The sequence below is a fragment of the Rhizobacter sp. genome (genome assembly GCA_019635355.1).
GTDB lineage: Bacteria > Pseudomonadota > Gammaproteobacteria > Burkholderiales > Burkholderiaceae_C > Rhizobacter.
Genome location: JAHBZQ010000001.1, coordinates 4,114,990 through 4,135,682, shown reverse-complemented (window position 1 = coordinate 4,135,682; position 20,693 = coordinate 4,114,990). Strand labels below are relative to the sequence as shown.

The 20,693-nt window shown below is 69.7% G+C and carries 22 protein-coding genes; 8 read left to right on the top strand and 14 right to left on the bottom strand.

Features of this window, described 5'->3' with window-relative positions; all coding sequences use genetic code 11:
* Positions 1-97 precede the first annotated feature (97 nt).
* Positions 98-784 carry a glutathione S-transferase family protein gene (locus tag KF892_19190; protein ID MBX3627148.1) on the top strand — a complete coding sequence of 229 codons (687 nt, stop codon included), beginning with the start codon at positions 98-100 and terminating at the stop codon, positions 782-784.
* Between the two features lie 28 nt (positions 785-812).
* Positions 813-2,039, top strand: coding sequence for a multifunctional CCA addition/repair protein (locus KF892_19185; GenBank protein ID MBX3627147.1), 1,227 nt, complete (start codon positions 813-815; stop codon positions 2,037-2,039).
* Positions 2,040-2,043: 4 nt separating this feature from the next.
* Here the strand turns inward: KF892_19185 and KF892_19180 are convergent, their stop codons facing one another.
* From KF892_19180 to KF892_19145, 8 genes are all read right to left on the bottom strand, one after another.
* Positions 2,044-2,658 (bottom strand): DUF4124 domain-containing protein, encoded by a 615-nt coding sequence (locus tag KF892_19180; protein ID MBX3627146.1) that lies wholly within the window; start codon positions 2,656-2,658, stop codon positions 2,044-2,046.
* 80 nt (positions 2,659-2,738) lie between these two features.
* Entirely contained in the window at positions 2,739-3,749 is a 1,011-nt protein-coding gene (locus KF892_19175) for a hypothetical protein (protein ID MBX3627145.1), read from the bottom strand.
* Between the two features lie 91 nt (positions 3,750-3,840).
* Positions 3,841-4,035, bottom strand: a complete 195-nt coding sequence (locus tag KF892_19170) for a DUF2905 domain-containing protein (protein ID MBX3627144.1) — start codon at positions 4,033-4,035, stop codon at positions 3,841-3,843.
* Positions 4,032-5,129 (bottom strand): SAM-dependent methyltransferase, encoded by a 1,098-nt coding sequence (locus KF892_19165; GenBank protein MBX3627143.1) that lies wholly within the window; start codon positions 5,127-5,129, stop codon positions 4,032-4,034. Before KF892_19165 ends, KF892_19170 begins: the two co-directional genes overlap by 4 nt.
* Positions 5,126-5,776: a DUF2306 domain-containing protein gene (locus tag KF892_19160; GenBank protein ID MBX3627142.1), complete on the bottom strand. Its 651-nt coding sequence runs from the start codon at positions 5,774-5,776 to the stop codon at positions 5,126-5,128. Before KF892_19160 ends, KF892_19165 begins: the two co-directional genes overlap by 4 nt.
* Before the next feature lie 8 nt (positions 5,777-5,784).
* Positions 5,785-6,618, bottom strand: coding sequence for a MipA/OmpV family protein (locus KF892_19155; protein ID MBX3627141.1), 834 nt, complete (start codon positions 6,616-6,618; stop codon positions 5,785-5,787).
* A gap of 121 nt (positions 6,619-6,739) precedes the next feature.
* The gene (locus KF892_19150) at positions 6,740-7,528 is read right to left on the bottom strand and encodes a response regulator transcription factor (GenBank protein MBX3627140.1); all 789 of its coding nucleotides are present in this window, start codon (positions 7,526-7,528) and stop codon (positions 6,740-6,742) included.
* Positions 7,525-8,649: a histidine kinase gene (locus tag KF892_19145; protein MBX3627139.1), complete on the bottom strand. Its 1,125-nt coding sequence runs from the start codon at positions 8,647-8,649 to the stop codon at positions 7,525-7,527. Before KF892_19145 ends, KF892_19150 begins: the two co-directional genes overlap by 4 nt.
* Before the next feature lie 188 nt (positions 8,650-8,837).
* Between KF892_19145 and KF892_19140 the strand changes: the two genes are divergently transcribed.
* The 4 genes from KF892_19140 to KF892_19125 are packed head-to-tail and all read left to right on the top strand — an operon-like array spanning position 8,838 to position 11,546.
* Positions 8,838-9,617 (top strand): SDR family oxidoreductase, encoded by a 780-nt coding sequence (locus tag KF892_19140; GenBank protein MBX3627138.1) that lies wholly within the window; start codon positions 8,838-8,840, stop codon positions 9,615-9,617.
* A gap of 1 nt (position 9,618) precedes the next feature.
* Complete coding sequence (locus KF892_19135; GenBank protein MBX3627137.1) at positions 9,619-10,017, top strand: dihydroneopterin aldolase; 399 nt, start codon at positions 9,619-9,621, stop codon at positions 10,015-10,017.
* Positions 10,017-10,937, top strand: coding sequence for a tRNA 2-thiocytidine(32) synthetase TtcA (gene ttcA, locus KF892_19130; GenBank protein MBX3627136.1), 921 nt, complete (start codon positions 10,017-10,019; stop codon positions 10,935-10,937). The genes KF892_19135 and ttcA overlap by 1 nt, the downstream gene beginning before the upstream one ends.
* An 18-nt stretch (positions 10,938-10,955) precedes the next feature.
* Positions 10,956-11,546 (top strand): DUF4136 domain-containing protein, encoded by a 591-nt coding sequence (locus KF892_19125; GenBank protein MBX3627135.1) that lies wholly within the window; start codon positions 10,956-10,958, stop codon positions 11,544-11,546.
* Between the two features lie 15 nt (positions 11,547-11,561).
* Here KF892_19125 and KF892_19120 read toward each other — a convergent pair whose 3' ends face one another.
* Positions 11,562-12,455, bottom strand: coding sequence for a hypothetical protein (locus tag KF892_19120; protein ID MBX3627134.1), 894 nt, complete (start codon positions 12,453-12,455; stop codon positions 11,562-11,564).
* Here KF892_19120 and glmU point away from each other — a divergent pair.
* The gene (glmU, locus tag KF892_19115) at positions 12,454-13,830 is read left to right on the top strand and encodes a bifunctional UDP-N-acetylglucosamine diphosphorylase/glucosamine-1-phosphate N-acetyltransferase GlmU (GenBank protein ID MBX3627133.1); all 1,377 of its coding nucleotides are present in this window, start codon (positions 12,454-12,456) and stop codon (positions 13,828-13,830) included. The genes KF892_19120 and glmU overlap by 2 nt on opposite strands.
* A gap of 9 nt (positions 13,831-13,839) precedes the next feature.
* Here glmU and KF892_19110 read toward each other — a convergent pair whose 3' ends face one another.
* The 5 genes from KF892_19110 to tsaB all read right to left on the bottom strand — a co-directional run bounded on the left by KF892_19110 (position 13,840) and on the right by tsaB (position 19,082).
* The gene (locus tag KF892_19110) at positions 13,840-14,547 is read right to left on the bottom strand and encodes a hypothetical protein (GenBank protein ID MBX3627132.1); all 708 of its coding nucleotides are present in this window, start codon (positions 14,545-14,547) and stop codon (positions 13,840-13,842) included.
* Positions 14,548-14,629: 82 nt separating this feature from the next.
* Entirely contained in the window at positions 14,630-16,963 is a 2,334-nt protein-coding gene (locus KF892_19105; GenBank protein ID MBX3627131.1) for an EAL domain-containing protein, read from the bottom strand.
* Between the two features lie 115 nt (positions 16,964-17,078).
* On the bottom strand, positions 17,079-17,849 hold the full coding sequence (locus tag KF892_19100) for a uracil-DNA glycosylase (GenBank protein ID MBX3627130.1): 771 nt from the start codon (positions 17,847-17,849) through the stop codon (positions 17,079-17,081).
* 13 nt (positions 17,850-17,862) lie between these two features.
* The gene (rimI, locus tag KF892_19095; GenBank protein MBX3627129.1) at positions 17,863-18,363 is read right to left on the bottom strand and encodes a ribosomal protein S18-alanine N-acetyltransferase; all 501 of its coding nucleotides are present in this window, start codon (positions 18,361-18,363) and stop codon (positions 17,863-17,865) included.
* Positions 18,360-19,082 carry a tRNA (adenosine(37)-N6)-threonylcarbamoyltransferase complex dimerization subunit type 1 TsaB gene (gene tsaB, locus KF892_19090; protein ID MBX3627128.1) on the bottom strand — a complete coding sequence of 241 codons (723 nt, stop codon included), beginning with the start codon at positions 19,080-19,082 and terminating at the stop codon, positions 18,360-18,362. Before tsaB ends, rimI begins: the two co-directional genes overlap by 4 nt.
* Positions 19,083-19,138: 56 nt before the next feature.
* Here tsaB and dacB point away from each other — a divergent pair, with 56 nt between their 5' ends.
* Positions 19,139-20,692, top strand: coding sequence for a D-alanyl-D-alanine carboxypeptidase/D-alanyl-D-alanine-endopeptidase (gene dacB, locus KF892_19085; GenBank protein MBX3627127.1), 1,554 nt, complete (start codon positions 19,139-19,141; stop codon positions 20,690-20,692).
* The last annotated feature ends 1 nt before the right edge of the window (position 20,693 follow it).

Below are 20,693 nucleotides of genomic sequence, written 5' to 3'. Positions count from 1 at the left end.
CGCGGCGGCATCACGGCCATGCGGCGTTGTCATCGACGGGCCCGCGTGGCTGTCCTAGCATCTCAGGCCCTCCGACTGGATCTCACAAGGACTCCCCATGGCACTGCAGCTCATCATCGGCAACAAGAACTACTCGTCGTGGTCCATGCGACCCTGGGTGCTGATGACGGAGACCGGCATTCCCTTCGACGAGAAGCGGATGCGCCTCGACTACACCGCCGCCGATTCGGCCTTCAAGAAAGAGATCGTGCGCATCAACCCCGCCGGCCGCGTGCCGGTGCTGATGGACGACGGCCTCGCGATCTGGGACTCGCTCGCCATCGCCGAATACCTGCACGAGAAATTTCCCGAGAAGAAGCTCTGGCCCACCGACGTGAAGACCCGCGCCCGCGCGCGCAGCGTGGTGGCCGAGATGCACTCCGGCTTCAGCGCGCTGCGCACGCACTGCGGCATGAACATCGAAGCGCAGCTGCAGCACGTGGGCCCGCGCGTGCTGGCTGAGCAGCCGCAGGTGCGCGCCGACCTCGATCGCATCGTGCAGATGTGGAGCGACCTGCTCGCCACCTCGGGCGGGCCCATGCTCTTCGGCAGTTTCTGCATTGCCGACGCCTTCTACGCCCCGGTGGTCAAGCGCATCGTCACCTACGGCCTGCCGGTGCCGCCGGTCGTGCAGGGCTACATCGAGCGGGTGCAGGCGCTGAAGAGCGTGGCCGCCTGGACGAAAGACGCCCTGGCCGAGCACGACTTCCTCGAAGGCAACGAGGACTACCGCGCCTCCCGATAGCGAGGGAGGCGAACCTACACTGCCGGCCATGAAAACCTACATGGTCGGCGGCGCAGTGCGCGATGCCCTGCTCGGGCTGCCGGTGAACGATCACGACTGGGTCGCCGTGGGCGCCACGCCCGAGGAGATGGTGGCTGCGGGCTACACGCCGGTCGGCAAGGACTTCCCGGTCTTCCTGCACCCGCAGACCAAAGAGGAAGTGGCGCTCGCGCGCACCGAGCGCAAGTCGGCGCCGGGCTACCGCGGCTTCACCATCCACGCCGACCCGGGCGTCACGCTCGAAGAAGACCTGATGCGGCGCGACCTCACCATCAACGCGATGGCACGGGACGTTGACGGCACGCTGATCGACCCTTACCACGGCCAGCGCGACCTCGAAGCCAAGGTGCTGCGCCACGTGTCGGCGGCGTTTGCCGAAGACCCGGTGCGCATCCTGCGGCTGGCGCGCTTCGCGGCGCGCTTCGCCGACTTCAGCGTGGCCGACGAGACCACGGCGTTGATGCGGCAGATGGTGGAAGCCGGCGAGGTCGACGCGCTCGTGCCCGAGCGGGTGTGGCAGGAGCTCTCGCGCGGGCTGATGGAGCCCAAGCCTTCGCGCATGTTCGAGGTGCTGCGCAGCTGCGGCGCGCTCACCAGGCTGCTGCCCGAAGTCGACCGCCTGTGGGGCGTGCCGCAACCCGAAGCGCACCACCCGGAGGTCGACACCGGCCTGCACCTGATGCTGGTGCTCGACATGGCCGCGCAGCTCAACGCGCCGCTCACCGTGCGCTTCGCCTGCCTCGGGCATGACCTCGGCAAGGGCACCACGCCTGCCGACGAGCTGCCGCGCCACATCGCCCACGAAGCGCGCAGCGTGAAGCTCGTCGAAGCGGTGTGCGAGCGCCTGCGCGTGCCCACCGATTGCCGCGAACTCGCGGTGACGGTGGCGCGCGAGCACGGCAACGTGCACCGCAGCGGCGAGCTCAACGCGGCGGCCGTGATGCGCCTGCTGGAGCGCTGCGACGCCTGGCGACGGCCCCAACGGTTTGCCGAGCTGCTGCTCGCCTGCGAGTGCGACGCGCGGGGCCGCACGGGCCTGGAGAACGAGGCCTATCCGCAGCGCGCGCGCCTGCAGCGGGCGCTCGATGCGGCACTGGCGGTCGACACGGCGGCCGTGTCGACCGACGCGCTGGCGCGTGGCTGGAAGGGCCCGGCCATCGGCGACGCGATCCGCAACGCCCGACAGGCGGCGGTGGCGGCGGCGCTCGCCGGTTGAGCGTTCAAAGCCCCCGGCAGCGCTCGCCGAAGTTGGCCTGGAAGCGCTCGAAGTCGCCCTTCTCGCCCGCCGTCATGCCGTCAAAGCGCTTCTTGCGCTCGGCCACGATGCGGCCCATCTCGCGGCACTGCTCCAGCGTCATGCTGGCCTGGGCGCGCTCCTGCTGCTGGGCCACACGCTGGTCGCGCGCTTCGAGGCGGCGGCGGCGTTCGTCTTCACGCGCCTGCTGGTGGGCTTCGCGTTCCTCGTCGCTGCACTTGCGGCGGTATTCCTCGTGCAGCTCGCGCTGGGTGTCGTAGCCCACGCCGCGGGCGCCCGCGGTGCGCGTCGCGTCGTTGAGCGAGGCGCATTCGGCGCTCATGCGGGTGAGGTGTTCCGGTGCCTTCTGCAGGCGCGACGACGAGCCCGAATGCCGGGAATAGTCGGGCCGCGCCGGCTCGGGCCCGAAGGTGGTGATGCGGGTGCTGCCCTGGCCCGGGCAGGGCTTGTCGGAGTAGTAGGCCCGGCCACCGTCGGTGCAGCGAACGAGCGACTGGGCCTGGACGGCCGCCCCCGACACCAGCAGCAACACGACGGCGGCGCCCGGCAGCAGGCCGCGAAGGTACGAACGTGAACGCATGAAATCCTCTCCCGGCGCGCAATATAGCGGCGCGCCGTGAAGGGGTGGCGGTAGGAATCCACGCTCTGCGGGCCGCGCCCTCAGCGGCAGACCGCCCCCGGCGCCAGCACGATCTGCTTGCCGCAGTGGGCCACCACGGCAGCGGCTTTCACGCTGTCGGTGATGCGCTCGATGAGGAAGCTGATCTCGCCCAGGGCCGCACCGTCGTAGCCGGCAATCCAGCCGCGGTGGGCCTGGCTGCGCGAGGCGGCGCCGTACTGCGAGGCGAGGAGGTGCCGGTCGGCCGTCTTGAGGCCCTCGGCCACGGCGGCGCGGTGGCGCTGGAGGGTCGCACGGTGAACGCGCAGGGCCTCGGTGTCGCGGGCGATCATGAGGGGCAGCATCGCGGTGGCATACGCGTCCCAGGCGGCGCGGCAGCCGGCATCGCAGCCGATGTTTTCCCATTCCATCCTGGGCTTGGCCACGGCCACCTGCAGCGGCTTGCGGCGCAGCCTGGCGGCGGCCTCGTCGGCCTCGCGCCAGAGTTTCTGGTGCGCTTGCAGGCGTGCAGGCTGGCCTTCGGTGTAGGCCCTGCCGGCTTCGGCGGCGGCACGCACCACGGGCGTGTCGTCGACCATCGCCTGCGCCTGGTTGGTGAAGCGCGGGTCGGCATTGAGCGGCGCATTCATCTTCTGCGACATCGCCATCAGCTCCTGCGGCGACATCTGGCGCATGCGGTCCTGCACCTCCTTGGCGTAGGCCGGGTCGCGCTGCATGCGGGCCATGTCGATGCCGACGCTGGCGAGCCCCTGGTTCATGTTGTCGGCCACGACCTGGCCCTGCGCGACACCATCTTGTGCCGTGGCGAGCTGCACCTGCTCCATCGCGCGCTGGTGGGCGGCGATGTCGGCCTTCAGCGCCAAGAGGCCGGGGTGGACGAGCCGCCCGGTCTTGTCGACCCAGGTGGCGGCCTCTTCGGCGGTGGCCGGCAGGTCGGGCACGCGCTGGAAGAGCGTGGCAATGGACGGCGGCGCGTCGGCCGCGCGGGCACCGGTGACGGCAAACACGGCCGCGAGGGCGGCGACGGAGATGAGACGAAGGCTGCGGGACATGGTGGAAGCTCCTCTGAGATGCCCGGCAGTGTCGCGAGCGCCCGCCCGGGCCACATCGCCCAAAGGAGCCATTGGCCCGCAGGCCCGGGGATCAGACGAGCCGCGCGAGGCCGGCGGCCACCAGGCTCAGCAGCACGCTGCTCGTGACGGGCAGGAAGAAATCACGCCCGAAGAGCTTGAAGCGAAAGTCGCCCGGCAGCCGGCCGAGGCCGATCTTCTCCAGCCAGCGGTGCAGGCCCTGGAAGATGAGCAGCGCAAAGAAGATGAGGACCAGCCAGCGGATCACAGGCGGTGCGTCCGGTCGCCTTCGGTGAAACCGAGGGGCTGTTGCATGAAGTCTTCACCACAGCCGCGCGCGAAGGCGATCACCTTGAAGAGCTCGCCCATCTCGTGCTCGTGCAGCAGCTTCTGCGCGTGGGCGATGGTGGGAATGTCGGCGCCCTCCAGCAGCTCCATGAAACCGCAGTTGAGCAGGAAGCGCGCCTGCGAGGTGTAGCCCAGCACCTCCAGCCCGGCGTCTTGCGCGGCGAGCGCGATGCCGGTGAAGTTGACGTGCGTGGTGATGTCTTTTTCGCCCACGTCGGCCAGCGGGTCGATGTCGGCCTGGTGCGCGCGGTGGCACATGAGCGTGCCGCCGTGGCGCTGCGGGTGGTAGTACTCGGCCTCGGGAAAGCCGTAGTCGATGAGGAAGATGGCACCGCGCTGCAGGCGGTCGGCCAGCGTCGCGATGAAGGCTTCGGCCTGCGGGTGGATCTCGGTGACGGTGCCGGGGAGGAACGGGCCCTCGTGCGGCGGGTGCAAGGCCGTCGGCCGGTCGGCCCATGCAAAACGCTCGCCGTCGACCGTGACGCCGCGTTCCTGCCACTGCGCGCCGTCGAAGTGCAGCAGCTGCACCGGCATCGCATCGAGCACCTCGTTGCCCACCACCACGCCGCTGAATGAGGCGGGCAGCGCGTCGGCCCATTGCACCGTCTCGCCGAAACGGGCCAGCCGCTCGCGCTGGCGCTCGCGCAGGCTGCCCGAGAGGTCGACGATGGTGTAGCGGGTGACCGCCTCGCCGAGCGTGGACAGCAGCTGCTCGGCGAGTGCCCCCGAGCCGGCGCCGAACTCCCACAGCTCGGTGCTGCCGCAGGCGGTGAGCGCCTGTGCCACCTGCTTCGCCACGGCGCGGCCGAAGAGCGGCGAGAGTTCGGGCGCGGTGACGAAGTCGCTGCCCGACTGCGGCAACAGGCCGAACTTGCGGCTGCCATGTGCGTAATAGCCGAGGCCCGGCGCGTAGAGCGCCATCGCCATGAAACGGTCGAAGGGCAACCAGCCGCCTTCGCGCACCACCGCCTCGCGGATGAGGCGCACGAGGGGCGAGGCGGCATTGGAGGTCATCGCGCCATTGTAGGAAGCACCTTTCCATCGGACGGCTGGCCCCGGCTCAACCACCACTGCGCGATGAAGAGATGCGGCACCCAGCAGATCCACGCGATCACCGGATAGGCCACTTCGAACGGAATGCCGTTGGCCAGCGCCAGCGGGATGTAGAGGCGCAGGCTCACCGCGGCCAGCGTGAGCGCATGGTTGCGCAGCATCCAGCGCCGGTGCTCGATACGCTCGCCGCGGCGGATGGCGCGGTAGCCCCGATAGCCGGTGTAGAGCCACAGCACGGCCAGGCAGGCGAACCCGAGCTGCGCGACCCAGCCGCCTTGCGCGATGCGCGACAGCAGCAGCCCCGACACCCCACCCACCACGATGCCGGCCAGGAGGTAGATGCGGCCGATCCAGCGGTGCACCTGGGGGCGCCGTGCGCGCAGCCGGGCCGAGAACTGCCACGGCCCGAGCAGCAGCGCGAGGCCAGCCGCAAACGCATGGGTGTGGATGACGATGGGGTTCAGGCGATACACCGCCTGCATGGCTTCGCCGACCTGTGCGCCGGCCGGCTGCAGGCCATAGGCGATGAAGGCATAGGCTGCCACGGCCACCGCCATCAGCGCCAACGCCGCTTCGGTGCTGCGCATCGAGAACGTGGAGAGCTTCATGGAGAACCTCACAGCTGGAATTCGTAGCGCAGCGCCAGCATGCCACTGGCCTGGCGCGTGCGTTGGGTGAGGGGGCTGTCGGCGGCGTCGCCGGCCAGGCGCTGCACGCGCAGCAGGGCGTTCACGTGCCAGTGGCGGCTGAAGGCCATGTCGAAGTCGAGCACGAGCTGCTGGCTCTTGAGGCCCGCGCCCGCGTCAAAGAAGGCGAAGCCGCTGGCGGCCGACTGCTGCGGCGTCACACCGAAGTAGGCCTGCATGTGGCGGCGGTCGGCCCAGGTCACGCCGGGCGTGAGGGTGAGCTTGGCGTGGCGGTGCAGCTGCCACGGCAGTGCGAGGCCCGCCTCGACGAGCGTGCCGCGGTGGCTCGAGACCGCCTGCCGCACGGCGCCAGTGAGCGACACCGGCCCGAGCACGAGCGAACCCGACGCGGAGACGAGCGCCGTCATCTTCACTTCGCCCATGCCGCGCAGGTCGGCGCTGCCGGGGCGCAGGCCGGCGGGGGTGAGCTTGCGCTCGTCATCGTCGACACGGCCGGGGTCGACCGAGAGGCCGAGGCTCGCGCTGCCGGCCGTGGTCTGCCACGGCGTCCACACCAAGCCGCGGCTGCCCATCGCCACGCTCGCGCCAGCGCCGGGGCGCCAGTAGACCTCGCCGCCGAGCACAGGCTGCACCCGCGTGTGGCGGCTGCCTTCGTATTCGGGCACGGCGGCGGCACCCAGCAGCACACCGCCCGACCAGCCCGGCGCCGGGCCCACCCAGCCGGGCGGCGGGCCGTCTTGGGCCTGGGCGATGGGGGCCAGCGCGGCGCAGGTCAGCGCCGCAGCAGAGGTCAGCATCTTCACGATCGGTTCACCTTCGGAGTCGCAAGGCGGCCAGTGTCGAAACGCGAAGGGGCACGCGTCTGCGCGCGATCCGCGAACGGTCAGCGCGAGGTGCCGAAGCGTCAGAAACCGAGGGCGAGCGTCACATCGCCTTGAAGCGATGCGCGAAGAGCCGGCTCACGCCCAGGCGCGTGGGGTGCTCGCGCAGGCCCAGCCACAGGCGGCCGTCTTCGCTGCGCTCGACCTGTGCGATGCAGCGCGCCTGCACCACGAGGCTGCGGTGCACCTGCCAGAAGCGCTCGGCATCGAGCCGCTGCAGCAGCTCGCGCAGCGTCATGCGGATCAAGGCCTCACGCTCGCGGGTGACGACGCGCAGGTACTTGTCAGCCACCTCGAAATACAACACGTCGTCGATGGGGATGAGATGGGTGACCGCGCCCACCGCCGCATTGATCACCGACAGCGGTGCCGTGCTCGCCGCCGGCTGCAGCGCCTGTGCCACGCGTTGCAGCGCACCGCCCAGCGCCTCGCCGCTGGCCCCATCGAGCAGCGCGAGCCGCTCCTGCAATCGCTGCACCGCGCGCTGCAGGCGCTCGGTGCTCACCGGCTTGAGCAGGTAGTCGATGGCCCCGTGCTCGAAGGCCTGCACCGCGTACTGGCCATAGGCCGTGACGAACACCAGTTGCGGCAGCGGCACGCCCTCGGGCCAGTCCTCGACGATGGCCTCGGCCGCATCGAGCCCTGAGGCGGCCGGCATGTGGATGTCGAGGAAGATCACGCGCGGCAGGTGTTCGAGCGCGAGGGCGATGGCGGCGGCGCCGTTGTCGGCCACCGGGAGCAGGTCGATGCCGGGCCAGAGCGTGGCGAGCTGCTGCTGGAGCCGGCGTGCGAGCACCGGCTCGTCTTCGACCACGAGCACAGGGATGTTCATGCGGGGCTCACGTGCGGAATGCGCACCGTGGCACGCACACCGTGCGGTGCGTGGTCGGCGAGCGTGAGGCCCGCGTCGTCACCGAACGCATAGGCCAGCCGCTGACGCAGGTTGGCCAGTCCGATGCGGCCGGCCGCGAACGGGTCGGCGACCGACAGGCCCTGGCCGTCGTCGAGCACGTCGATGACGACGTGCGCGCCCTCACGCCGCGCGGTGACGGTGATGCTGCCGCCCTCGGCGCGTGCATCGAGGCCGTGGCGCACGGCGTTTTCCACCAGCGGCTGCAGCGAGAGCGGCGGCAGGCGAGCGCCCTGCAGATCGGCGGGCAACACGAGCGACGGGCGCAGGCGCGGCCCCATGCGGATCGCCATCAGCTTCAGGTACTGCTCGACCAGCGTGAACTCCTGTTGCAGCGTGACGAGCGATTGCTCGCCCGTCTGCATGCTCGCGTGCAGCAGCTCGCTCAGCGCTTCAAGCATCTGCTGCGCACGCGCGGGCTCGGTGTCGATGAGCGCGTGCGCGTTGGCCAGCGTGTTGAAGAGCATGTGCGGCTCGATCTGCTGCTGCAGCAGCTGCAGGCGGGCACTCGCCGCGCGCACGTCGGCGTTTTCGGCGCGCAGGCGTTCCGATTCGATGTCGTCGCGCTGGGTGATGAGGTGCACCGCCACCAGCGAGGCGACGATGGTGGTGAAGATCACCAGCGCCATCGCCGGCTGCAGCGCATCGGTGAGGCCAGCCGGGATGCCCAGGAGCGCGCCCGCCAGCAGCCGCCCCATCGTGTGGCCGACCGGAATGGCGAGGAGCGTCACCGCGCCCAGCGCCAGCCAGCGCGGCGGGCGCTCCCACCACCAGGTGAGGCGCGGCCATTCGATGAGCCCGAAGATGCACAGGCCGATGCAATGCGAGAACACGAGGTGGCTGCCCAGCGCTTCGAGCTGCTGCTGCGAGCTGCTGCCGGGTGTCATCGCCACCACGATCAGCCACAGCGTGAGGGCGACCACGGTGTTGAGCACCAGCACGATGCCGAGGTCGCGCAGGAACACGCGACGGCGGTCTCGAGCGAGCGCCAGCGGCCGGGCGCTCAAGGCAGCAGCGGCCTCGTGGGGGGTGGTCGTGGTCATGGTGTCGGAAGGTGACGCCAGTCTACGCAGCCGCATCGCCGCGGCGGTGGCCAAAGTGGCGAACGGCCGGCCGGTGGTGCCGAAACGCCGCTGCGGGGTGCCGAACGGTGCCCCGCAAGAGCCCGATCACGGGTCGAAAAAGGCCCCGCCGATACACTGTCGGCCTCCGCTGTCACCCCCCAACCACCATGTCTGAACGCCCGGTCGTGCTCGTCACCGGCGCGGCCCGCCGCCTGGGCCGCGAGATCGCGCTCGACCTGGCCGCGCATGGCGTCGATGTGGCCGTGCACTACCACCGCTCGGAGGCCGACGCGGCCGAGACGGTGGCGCTGGCACGGCAGGCCGGCGCCGTTGCCGAACGCGTGCACGCCGACCTGGCCGACGAGGCGAGCTGCCGCGCCCTCGTGCCGCAGGTGGTCGAACGTTTCGGGCGGCTCGATGCGGTCGTCAACAACGCGTCGACCTTCGAGTACGACAACGCCGAGAGCTTCGGCCTCGCATCGATGGAGAAACACTGGCGCGCCAACACGGCCCCCGCGGTGCTGCTCGCCCAGGCCCTGCATCGGCACCTGGCCGGCACGAACCGGCAGGGTTGCGTGGTCAACCTGCTCGACCAGAAGCTGTGGAACCTCAACCCCGACTATTTCTCGTACACGCTGTCCAAGGCGGCGCTGCAGACGGCCACGGTGATGCTGGCGCAGGCGCTGGCCCCGAGCGTGCGGGTGTGCGGTGTGGCCCCCGGCGTGACGCTGCTGTCGGGCGCGATGACGGCCGACGAGTTTGCGACCTCGCACCAGCTCACGCCGCTCGGGCATTCGTCCACCCCGCAAGACATCGCCCGCAGCGTGCGCTTCCTGATCGAGTCGCCCGCCATCACCGGCACGACGCTGCTGGTCGATGGCGGCCAGCACCTGCAGGCCCAAGCCCGCGATGTGATGTTCATCGCCAACCCTGACAAGAAAGCCTGACATGCAGAGCCTGCTCGGCCACCTCGACCTGCGCGATTGCCGCCGCCTCTTCCTGCGCAACTACGAGGTGTGGATCAACATCGGCGTGCACGACTTCGAGAAACGCGGCGAGCAGCGGGTGCTGATCAACGTCGACCTGTACATCCCGCTCACCGTGTCGACACCCCGGAACGACGAGCTCGACGAAGTGGTCGACTACGACTTCATGCGCCGCAGCATCGCGGTGCGCATCAAGCAGGGTCATGTGCACCTGCAGGAAACGCTGTGCGACGACGTGCTCAAACTCATGCTCGCGCACCCGCGCGTGAAGGCCGCACGCGTGTCGACGGAGAAGCCCGACGTCTACCCCGATTGCGATGCGGTGGGCTGTGAAGTGTTTGGAATCAAGGAAGTGATGTGATGAGTGCCGTGATCGCCCCCGACAACGTTCAGAAAGACGAGGCGAAGCTCGCCTTCGAGACCAACAAGCTCAGCAAGCGCCTGCATCGCCAGGTGGGCCAGGCCATCGCCGACTTCAACATGATCGAAGACGGCGACAAGGTCATGGTGTGCCTGTCGGGCGGGAAGGACAGCTACACGCTGCTCGACATCCTGATGAACATGCAGCAGCGGGCGCCCATCCGCTTCGAGCTGGTCGCGGTCAACCTCGACCAGAAGCAGCCGGGCTTTCCGGAGCACATCCTGCCCGAGTACCTGAAGGCACGCGGCGTGCCCTTCCACATCGAGAACCAGGACACCTACAGCATCGTCAAGCGCCTCATCCCCGAGGGCAAGACCATGTGCAGCCTGTGCTCGCGGCTGCGCCGGGGCATCCTCTACCGTGTGGCGGGTGAGCTGGGCGCGACCAAGATCGCGCTCGGCCACCACCGCGACGACATGATCCAGACGCTCTTCATGAACATGTTCTTCGGCAGCAAGATGAAGGGCATGCCGCCGAAGCTCGTGAGCGACGACGGCAAGAACATCATCATCCGCCCGCTCGCCTACGTGGCCGAGACCGACATCGAGCGCTGGGCCGCGCACCGGCAGTTCCCGATCATTCCCTGCTCGCTGTGCGGCAACCAGGAGAACCTGCAGCGCGTGCAGATCAAGGCCATGCTGCGCGACTGGGACAAGCGCTTCCCCGGCCGCATCGACAACCTCTTCACCGCGATGGGCAACATCGTGCCCTCGCACATGATGGACCGGAACCTCTACCCGTTCACGTCGATCAAAACGACCGGCGTCGCGAATCCGGGTGGCGACATCGCGTTCGACGACGACGAATCGTGTGCCCCGCCCGCTGCGCCCGCCGAGGCGGTCATCAAGTTCGCGGAGTAACGAAGCAGGACAAGTCCCATGCGCATCACGGCTCTGGCAACCCTGGCATTGGCTGCTGCCCTCGGCGGCTGCGCCGCCATGAACACGGTGGACAGCGAAGTCTCCACCTACAGCCAGTGGCCCGCGGCGCGCAAGCCGGCCACCTTTGCCTTCGAGCGCCTGCCCTCGCAGCAGGCGCGGCCCCAGGAACAGTCGGAGCTCGAAGCCGCCGCCCGCCCCGCCCTGCTGGGCGCGGGCTTCCAGGAAGTCAACGACCTCCAGACCGCCGACACCACCGTGCAGGTCGCCGCCCGCGTCTCGCGCACCGATCGCGGCTTCTACGACGACCCCTTCTACTGGCGCGGCAGCCTCTTCTATTCGCGCTATGGCCGACCGTACTGGGGCCCGGGCTTCGGGATGATGGTTGACAGCCCACGCTACGACCGCGAGGTGGTGGTGCTGATCCGCGACCGGCAGACCGCGCAGCCGCTCTACGAGGCGCGCGCCGCCAGCGACGGCCTGAGTTCCGGCAACACGCAGCTGCTGGCCGCAATGTTCAAGGCGGCGCTGAAAGACTTCCCGCAGACGGGCATCAACCCGCGCCGCGTGAGCGTGCAGCTCACCCCCTGATCGCGGCCCGATCCTTCACGGGGCCCGGCGCCCATCGGCGGCCAGCGAGCGGGCGTCTTCCTCCCAGCCCTTGAAGCGCTTCACCGCCGAGGCCCGCTGCTCGCGGCTCGCGCTGTTGTGCAGCTGGGCGGCGAGCTTGCAGTTGTAGGCCAGCAGCTTCTGCTGGTACTCGAGGTAGTGCGGGCGCGGCGAGCGCTGCACGTGGGCCACCACGACGCGCAGCGACGCCAGCGTCTGGTCGGGCGGCATCGCCTTGTCGTTCGCAATGCGACGCAGCATGGCCAGGGCCTCCTGCTGGCGCAGCATGCGTTCCTCCAGCCACAGCTCGGGGTTGAAGGGCGACGCGGCGATGCCTCGCCGCAGCGATTCAAGCTGGATGTCGTCCAAGCTGCCGTAGAACATCTCGGCGCGGTCGAGCGCACGCTTCACCGAGGCCTCGAAACGCTCGGCCGGGTCGGGCTGCAGGAAATCGTTGCGGAACTCGCGGTTCACCTTGGCGTACTTGCGCTCGATGTGCTGAACCTGCGCCGGCGTGAGGCTGCGCACGAGGTCGACGGCCATCGGCAGCGCCTTCTCCAGCATCGGGTCTACGCGCGACAGCGCCTCCTGGTAGGAGCGGCACACCAGCTCGGGCGTGACCGGCCCGGCCGCCTGGCCCTGCAGGCGCACGAGGAACTGCGCGTAGTCGTCGAGCTGGGTCTGGCGGTGCCAGCGGAACCAGGCTTCGAGCGTGTCGCGCACCTTGGGGATCTGCGCGTCGCTGAAGTCGGCATACCCATCGAGCCACCAGTAGCTCAGCTCGGGGCCCTGGCTGTAGGCGAAACGCACCGCGGTGCACCCCGACAGCAGGGTGGCGAGGGCGAGGCACGAAACGATAATCAGGCGATTCAGCAAAGAGAGAAGTTGCATGGCACTCGACATCGTGATCATGGCCGCGGGCAAGGGCACCCGCATGAAATCCAGCCTGCCCAAGGTGCTGCACAAGCTGGCCGGTCGCTCGCTATTGCAGCACGTGTTGAACACCGCCACACGGCTGTCGGCCGATCGCATCATCACCATCACCGGGCACGGTGCCGAGGTGGTCGAAGCGGCCGTGACGGCGCCCAAGCTTCACTTCGTGCGCCAGGAGCCGCAGCTCGGCACCGGCCACGCCGTGCAGCAGGCCGTGCCCTCGCTGCACGAGGCCGGCACCACGCTCATCCTCAACGGCGACGTGCCGCTCATCACCGAGCGCACCGCCCGTGCGCTGATCGAGGCCTGCGGCGGCTCGAAGCTCGCGCTGCTCACCATCGAGCTGGCCGACCCGACGGGCTACGGCCGCATCGTGCGCCAGGGTGACGCCGTGCGCGCCATCGTCGAGCACAAGGACGCCAGCCCCGAGCAGCGCCAGATCCGCGAGATCTACACCGGCATGATGGCCGTGCCCACCGCCGCGCTGAAGCGCTGGCTCGCCAATCTGAAGAACGACAACGTGCAGGGCGAGTACTACCTGACCGACATCGTCGCGATGGCGGTCGCCGACGGCACGCCGGTGGTGGCCGCACAGCCGCTCACCGAAGCCGAGGTGCTGGGCGTCAACAGCCCGGTGCAACTCGCCGACCTGGAGCGCCGCCACCAACGCGCAAAGGCCGAGCACCTGATGAACGACGGCGTGCGCCTCGCCGACCCGGCGCGCTTCGACCTGCGCGGTGACCTGCACTGCGGCACCGACGTCGAGATCGACATCAACTGCATCTTCGAAGGCACGGTGCACCTCGGCAGCGGCACGCGCATCGGCGCTCACTGCGTGATCCGCAATGCGCGCATCGCCGACAACGTGACCATCCACCCGTACACCCACATCGACGGCGACAAGGACGGCGCAAGCGTCGGTGCCGGCTCGCTGATCGGCCCCTTCGCCCGCCTGCGCCCCGGCGCTCAGCTCGCGGAAGAAGTGCACATCGGCAACTTCGTCGAGGTGAAGAACTCCACCCTCGCCAAGGGTGCCAAGGCCAACCACCTCGCCTACCTGGGCGACGCGACGGTCGGCGAACGCGTGAACTACGGCGCCGGCAGCATCACCGCCAATTACGACGGCGCCAACAAGCACCGCACCGTGATCGGCAACGACGTGCACGTGGGCAGCAACTGCGTGCTGGTGGCCCCGGTGACGCTGGGCGACGGCGCCACCATCGGCGGCGGCTCCACCATCAACAAGCCGGTGCCCGCCGGGAACCTGGCAGTGGCACGCGGCAAGCAGACGGTGATCGCCGGCTGGGTACGGCCGGTGAAGAAGAAGGGCTGAGGCCCGCGTTCAGGACCGGCGGATCGCGACGAGCTCGATCAGCTCGCGCGAGGACTCGAAGACGCGGGGGGCCAGGTTGGTGGCGGCCTTGACGGTCGACTCCATGCGCACCACACGGCGAAGCTGCGGCGAGTACCAGACCTGCGCCGTCACCTTCGACGGGGTGGAGATGTTGCGGCTCTTGTCGGTGGCCCAACCCCAGACTTCGATCGGCACCACCGGCAGCGCGCCCATGGGCGTCTGCAAGGTGACCATCGCGCCGGCCTCCGCCTTCAGCGAATAGGCCATGTTCGACGCGGCGCCGTTCCCGCGGTGGGAGCTGCTCCACGTGGTGCCCGGCTGGAGCGACTCACGCCCCCAACCGCCGGGCGGCATCATCGCGTCCAGGTCACCGGCCTGCACCACCGTGACCTCCAGCGGCTCGCCCGTGGGCTTCTCGACGCGCCCGCCCTGATCGAAGCGCACGCGGGTGGCCTCGACCCGGTCCACGCGAAGGACGACCGAACGACGGTTGCCGGTGGACTTGTCGTGCACGAGGTATTCGATTTCGTCGCCGGCCTTCAAGGGCTGCAGCAGGGACGCCGGCACCGCGTCATACACCGCCGCGTTGGTGGCGCCGAGCACCGCCGTCTGGGGTTTGGCCGATCGCCAGGAACACCCCGCGAGCAAAGCGGACACGACGACGCCGGCCACCACGGCCTTGGACAAGTTCAGCATGGAGATCTCCCTGAAAGCGTTTTTCGACTGATGCGTGCACGTGCGTGCACAAGCCAATTATGGCGAGGGCCCCGCCCGGCCTTCAGGCCTGTGCCGTGACCCAGTGCGCGAAGTCGGGCGCGGCGAGTGGCTCGCCGACGAGGAGGCCCTGCAGCTCGTCGCAATCGAGGCGGGTGAGGAACTGGCGCTGGGCGTCGGTCTCCACGCCTTCGGCGATGACCACCAGGCCGAGCCCGCGCGACATCTGCACGATGGCGCGTGCGATCGCCGCGGAGTCGTTGTCGCCGGGGAGGCCCAGCACGAACGAGCGATCGATCTTCATCTTGTCGATCGGCAGTTCCTTCAAGTGCGCGAGCGACGAGTAGCCGGTGCCGAAGTCGTCGACCGAGATGCGGATGCCCAGCGCCTTCAGCTCGGAGAGCTTGCGCTTCACCTCGGGCAGGTCGTCCATCAGCATGCGCTCGGTGAGCTCGAGTTCGAGCAGCTCGCCGGCCACGCCCTCCTCGGCCAGGAGCTGCTCGATGAGCGCGGTGAAGCCACTGGTCTGGAACTGCACGGTGGAGAGATTCACCGCCACCGGCACGTGCAGGCCTTCCTCGTGCCAGCGGCGCGCGCAGCGCATCGCCTCGCGCAGCACCCATTGGCCGATGGGCAGCATGAGGCGCTGCTGTTCGGCCAGCGGGATGAAGGTGTCGGGCATCAAGAGGCCGCGCTCGGGGTGGTTCCAGCGGATCAGCGCCTCGGCGCCGACCAGCACCCCGTCGCGCGCGCGCACCTGCGGCTGGAAGTGCAGCACGAACTCGCGGCGCGCGAGCGCCTGCGACATCTGGCTCTCGAGCACCAGCGCGTCGTAGGCGGTGCTGGCCATCGCCGGCGTGAAGAACTGGTAGTTGGCACGGCCGCGCGACTTGGCGAGGTACATCGCGGTGTCGGCATGCTTGATGAGGTCGTCGGCCGTCTCGCCGTCGTGCGGGAACATCGAGATGCCGATCGAGGGCGTGACCGAGATCAGGCGGCCATCGGCGTTGACGGGCACCTCGATGCGCGCGAGCAGCTTGTGGGCCACTTCTTCCACGTCCATGCGCTGCAAGGTGCGGGGCAGCAGCACGATGAACTCGTCGCCGCCGAAACGCGCCACCACGTCGGTGCCGCGCAGGCTCTCGGTGATGCGGCGGGCGATGGTCTGCAGGAGCGTGTCGCCCACCAGGTGGCCGAGCGAATCGTTGACGCGCTTGAAGTGGTCGAGGTCGATGAAGAGCAGCGCCACCTGCGAATCGTCGCGGCGGGCGGCGGCGATCATGTGGCCCAGGTGCTCCATCAGGCTCAGGCGGTTGGGCAGGCCGGTGAGCGAATCGTTGTGCGCGAGCCGGCGGATGTGTTCCTGAGCCGCGTGGCGGTCGCGGATGTCGCGCACGATGCTCATGCGCAGGCGCTCGCCGTGGCGCTCGATGGTGCGCACGATGAACTCGACCGGGATGCGCCGGCCATCGCGGTGCAGGATGACGCTCTCGTAGGCCGTCTCGCCGTGCGCTTCCATCACGGCCGAGACCTTGGCCATCTGGTCGGCGGGCAGGAAGTCGAACACATGCCGGCCGAGGATCTCTTCCAGCGGGTAGCCCACCAGCTCGCACAGCGGCTCGTTGGCGTCGGTCAGGTAGCCGTTCTTGTGGAAGAGGATGCCTTCCACGCTCGCTTGCATGAACTTGCCGAGCCGCTCTTCCGATTCGCGCACCGACTGTTCGGCCAGGCGGTGCTTGGTGATGTCGGTCACGAGCACGAAGGCGGCGACCAGCGTGCCGTCGGTCGCCAGGTGCGGGATGAGGTTGACCTCGAGCCAGTGGCGCTGGCCCTCGGGCGTGCGCAGCTCGCGCTCGTAGGCGGCCGGCTTGTGCTCGCGCAGCACGTAGTCGACGTAGGGCTGGATGACCTCGGCAGCAGCCTCGCCCACGATCTCGGCGAAGGTGCGGCCGATCACCGAGTGCTCGTCGAAGCCGAAGGTCTGCGCGTAGAGCTTGTTGGCGTAGAGGCAGCGGAAGCTCTGCGCCTCGTAGTACGAGATCAGCACCGGCACGTTGTCGGCCAGCAGCTGGAACTGCTCGGCGCGCGAGCGCGACGAGATCTCGGCACGGCGGCTGTCGCTCACGTCGTGCAGCACGCAGACGTAGCAGCCCTGCGCTTCGAGCCACGTCACCTGCAGGTCGAGCCAGGCTTCGCGGTGGCGCTGGTGGCCGGCCAGCGGCATGCGCACGCTCAGGCGGAAGTCGCGGCGGGCGGCCAGCTGGGTGGTGAGGGCCACGCCGGAATCGGCGCTCAGCAGCGAGGGCAGCGAGGCCGATTCGTCGACCACGCCCATCTGTTCGCGAAAGCCCCGGTTGGCATGCAGCACCGTTCCGTCAGGCGCGACCCAGGCCAGCATGCAGGGCAGGCTGTCCGCATCGGGCAGGTCGCTGTCGCGCAGGAACGGGCGGAGGCTCATGGCGGGCCATGATAGCCGTCACCCCCTGGTTTTCACCCTCGGAGAGACGCTCAGCCTAGGGGGTGGCGAGGGCCTTCTGCAGCACCTCGCGCGCGAGGCAGAGGTCGTCCCAGGACTTGGCCTTGTCCTCCGGGTTGCGCAGCAGGTAGGCCGGGTGGTAGGTCACGATGAGCGGCACGCCCTGGTACTGGTGCACACGGCCGCGCAGGCGGCCGATGGGCTCGTCGCTGCGCAAGAGGCTCTGCACCGCGAAACGCCCCATCGCGAGGATGATGCGCGGCTGCACCAGCGCGATCTGGCGGATGAGATACGGCTCGCACTGCGCGAGCTCTTCGGGCTCGGGGTTGCGGTTGCCGGGCGGGCGGCACTTCACCGTGTTGGCGATGAAGACCTGTTCGGCCGCAGCAGCCTCGCCGCGTGTCAGGCCGACGGCGCGCAGCATGTTGTCGAGCAGCTGGCCCGACTTGCCGACGAAGGGCTCGCCCTGGCGGTCTTCCTGCTCGCCCGGCGCTTCGCCGACGATCATCCAGTGCGCACGCTCGTGACCGACGCCGAACACGGTGTTGGTGCGGCCACCGCACAGCTTGCAGGCGGTGCAGCCGGCGACGGCGGCGCGCAGCGTGGGCCAGTCCATCGTCTCGGTGCCCAGCGGGCGCGAGCCCGGCATCGCCCTGGGCGGCGGTGCGAGCGGCTGCTCCCGGGGAGACGGCGCCGGTGCCGCCACCGGCCTCGCAACCGCCACCGCATCGGCCGGCGCCTCGACGGCGGCCGGCGCGTCTTCGGGCTCGGCGCGGTTCCACACGCGGATGCCCATCTCGGCCAGCATCGCAACCTGGCGGTCAGTCCACCCCACGCGCGGCCTCCAGTGAAAGACTCATCACGATCGCGTCTTCCCGACCGTTCGGGTATTCGTCGCGCGAGGCCGGGTAGTAGCCGCGGCGCAGGCCGATGTGGCGAAAGCCGTAGCGCTCATAGATGCGGCGCGCGCGCAGGTTGCTGCCACGCACCTCGAGCCAGATCTGGTGCGCGCCGCGGGCGCGGCCCAGGGCGCACAGCTCGTCGAGCATGAAGCGGGCGTGGCCCTGCCCTTGCGCCGCGGGCGCGACGGTGATGTTGAGCAGGTGCAGCTCGTCGACTCCCTCCATCGCGATGAAGTAGCCCAGCAGCTCGCCGTGAGGTCCGTGCAGCACCTGCGCCGGATAACCGGCAGCCAGCGAGTCGATGAAGTTGCCGCGGGTCCACGGGAAGGGGTAGGCCTGCAGCTCGATGGCGAGCACGGCGTCGAGCTGCTTCACGGTCATCGGGAGCAGCAGGCGCTCGTCGCGCAGCACCGCACTCATGTCGCGACCTCTTTCGCGGCGCGCGCGGCTTCGCGCTCCTGCGTGGTCTGCGCGACCTTGTCGCGCAGGTACACCGGCAACGCGTGCGTGGCATCGACGGTCCGGCCCTCGGCCAGCAGCTGCGAGGCCACGTCGATGAGCGCGGCAGCACGAGAGCGCTCGTGGCGCACGGTCGCCGCGGAACCGAGCAGCAGCCGATCGCCGAAAGCCTCGAGCGCCGACCCGGCCACGAGTGCCGGCGGTGTTGCCTGCCACTGCGCATTGAGGCCGTCGACGGTGTAGAGCGCCGGCGCCGACAGCACCGACCAGCGGCCCGTGTTCCAGCGGTAGGCACCGGCGTAGACCTCGTCCATGCGGGCGTCCATCGCCACCCACAGCTCGGCGGGCGCGCCATCGGCGAGCTGGGTGCGCGCGTCCTGCGCCACGATCAGCAGGCTGTCGACCGGCACCACCGGCTTGCTCGCACCGAAGGCCAAGCCCTGCGCCACCGAGCATGCGGTGCGCAGGCCGGTGAACGCCCCGGGGCCGCAGCCGAACGCGATGGCATCGAGTTCCTGCAAGGTGCAACCGCCATCGGCCAGCAGGGCCAGCAGTTCGGGCACCAGCCGCGCCGAGGCCTTGGCACCGCCCGCTTCGTCGCGCGTGCGCACACCCTGCGGCGTGCGCAGCGCGAGGCTCATCGCGTCGGTCGAGGTGTCGAAAGCCAGCAGGCGGGTCATGGGAAGGAGTCTACCGGGCGCCCTTCCCTCGACAGGGCCCATGCGATCATCTCCCCATGCTGATACGCGACATCGTGCGCGGCCTCTGCGCGGTCTGCGCGGCCGGCCTGATCTGCCTGGCCTCGCAGGCCAGCGCCGCCCCGATCGTGGGCTTGCCGCCCGAAGTCGACGCCGCCCTGACGCGTGCCGGCGTGCCCCGCGAAGCGATGGTCGTGGTGGCGCAGGAGGTCGGCGCTTCCGAGGCACGCCTCGCCTGGCAGCCGCAGCTGCCAGTGAACCCGGCGTCGCTGATGAAGCTCGTCACCACCAGCGCGGCGCTCGACCTGCTCGGCCCCGCCTGGGCGTGGAGCACGCCGGTGTGGGTCCAGGGCAGCACGCTCAACGGCGTGCTCGAAGGCAACCTCGTCATCAAGGGCAGCGGCGACCCGAAGTTCGTGCAGGAGCGCCTGTGGCAGGTGCTGCGCCGCGTGCAGCAGCTGGGCGTGCGCGAGATCCGGGGCGACATCGTGCTCGACCGCAGCACCTTCAGCCTGCCACCGCACAACCCGGCCGCCTTCGACGCCAAGCCTTACAGCCCGCAGAACACCGGCCCCGATGCGCTGCTGCTCAACTACAAGTCGGTGCAGCTGACCTTCACACCCGACCCCGCACGCGGCCTGGCCGTGGTCTCCAGCGAGCCGCCGCTGGCCGGTGTGCGCATCGACCTCACGGTCCCGCTGTCGGCGCAGGGCGTCTGCAACGACTGGCGCGAGGCGCTGCGACCCGACTTCACCGACCCGCTACGCATCCGCTTCATGGGCCACTACCCGGCGAGCTGCGGCGAGCAGTTCTGGCAGGTCGCCTATGCCGACCCCGCGAGCTACAACGCCCGCGTGCTCGCCGGTCTGTGGCGCGAAATGGGCGGCAAGCTCGTGGGGCGGGTTCGCGAAGGTCAGGCGCCGGGTGATGCGCCAACGTTCCAGGTCGCGTCACCGGCCCTGGCGGAAGTGGTGCGCGACATCAACAAGTTCAGCAACAACGTGATGGCGCAGCAGCTCTTCCTCACGTTGCCCCTTGCCGTGCCGACATCGCAGCGCGGCGGCCCCGGCACGCCCGAGCAGGCACGCGACCTGGTGCGCAGCTGGCTGGCCGAACGTTTCGGCGACGCGGCGCGCAGCGCGGTGATCGACAACGGCTCGGGCCTGTCGCGCGACGCGCGCCTGAGCGCCCAGCTGCTGGCCCGGCTGCTGCAGGCAATGTATGCCGGGCCGTCGATGCCGGAGCTGATGAGTTCGCTGCCGGTGATCGGCGTCGACGGCACGCTGCGCCGCGCGCGCAACGGCGCCACCGGCCGTGCGCATCTCAAGACCGGCTCGCTCAACGGTGTGGCCGGACTCGCTGGCTACGTGCTCAGCAGCGGCGGCCGGCGCTATGTGCTCGTCGCCGTCATCAACCACGCCAACGCCAACCTTGCACGGCCCGCGCTGGAGGCGATGGTGCAGTGGACGGCGAACGACTTCACGCCGCCGGTGCCGCCGCAGCCGCTCGTCGTGCCGCCGCCAGAGCCCGCTGCATCGGCGGCCTCCCCGGCGCCGGCCTCGGCTCCGGCATCCTCCGCCCAACCCAGCTGAA

Bases quoted from the DNA above. Each gene is read 5' to 3' on its own strand.
- KF892_19190 (MBX3627148.1), top strand. From the start codon at position 98: ATGGCACTGCAGCTCATCATCGGCAACAAGAACTACTCGTCGTGGTCC.
- KF892_19185 (MBX3627147.1), top strand. From the start codon at position 813: ATGAAAACCTACATGGTCGGCGGCGCAGTGCGCGATGCCCTGCTCGGG.
- KF892_19180 (MBX3627146.1), bottom strand. From the start codon at position 2,658: ATGCGTTCACGTTCGTACCTTCGCGGCCTGCTGCCGGGCGCCGCCGTC.
- KF892_19175 (MBX3627145.1), bottom strand. From the start codon at position 3,749: ATGTCCCGCAGCCTTCGTCTCATCTCCGTCGCCGCCCTCGCGGCCGTG.
- KF892_19165 (MBX3627143.1), bottom strand. From the start codon at position 5,129: ATGACCTCCAATGCCGCCTCGCCCCTCGTGCGCCTCATCCGCGAGGCG.
- KF892_19160 (MBX3627142.1), bottom strand. From the start codon at position 5,776: ATGAAGCTCTCCACGTTCTCGATGCGCAGCACCGAAGCGGCGTTGGCG.
- KF892_19150 (MBX3627140.1), bottom strand. From the start codon at position 7,528: ATGAACATCCCTGTGCTCGTGGTCGAAGACGAGCCGGTGCTCGCACGC.
- KF892_19145 (MBX3627139.1), bottom strand. From the start codon at position 8,649: ATGACCACGACCACCCCCCACGAGGCCGCTGCTGCCTTGAGCGCCCGG.
- KF892_19140 (MBX3627138.1), top strand. From the start codon at position 8,838: ATGTCTGAACGCCCGGTCGTGCTCGTCACCGGCGCGGCCCGCCGCCTG.
- KF892_19135 (MBX3627137.1), top strand. From the start codon at position 9,619: ATGCAGAGCCTGCTCGGCCACCTCGACCTGCGCGATTGCCGCCGCCTC.
- ttcA (MBX3627136.1), top strand. From the start codon at position 10,017: ATGAGTGCCGTGATCGCCCCCGACAACGTTCAGAAAGACGAGGCGAAG.
- KF892_19125 (MBX3627135.1), top strand. From the start codon at position 10,956: ATGCGCATCACGGCTCTGGCAACCCTGGCATTGGCTGCTGCCCTCGGC.
- glmU (MBX3627133.1), top strand. From the start codon at position 12,454: ATGGCACTCGACATCGTGATCATGGCCGCGGGCAAGGGCACCCGCATG.
- KF892_19120 (MBX3627134.1), bottom strand. From the start codon at position 12,455: ATGCAACTTCTCTCTTTGCTGAATCGCCTGATTATCGTTTCGTGCCTC.
- KF892_19110 (MBX3627132.1), bottom strand. From the start codon at position 14,547: ATGCTGAACTTGTCCAAGGCCGTGGTGGCCGGCGTCGTCGTGTCCGCT.
- KF892_19105 (MBX3627131.1), bottom strand. From the start codon at position 16,963: ATGCTGGCCTGGGTCGCGCCTGACGGAACGGTGCTGCATGCCAACCGG.
- KF892_19100 (MBX3627130.1), bottom strand. From the start codon at position 17,849: ATGCTGGCCGAGATGGGCATCCGCGTGTGGAACCGCGCCGAGCCCGAA.
- rimI (MBX3627129.1), bottom strand. From the start codon at position 18,363: ATGAGTGCGGTGCTGCGCGACGAGCGCCTGCTGCTCCCGATGACCGTG.
- tsaB (MBX3627128.1), bottom strand. From the start codon at position 19,082: ATGACCCGCCTGCTGGCTTTCGACACCTCGACCGACGCGATGAGCCTC.
- dacB (MBX3627127.1), top strand. From the start codon at position 19,139: ATGCTGATACGCGACATCGTGCGCGGCCTCTGCGCGGTCTGCGCGGCC.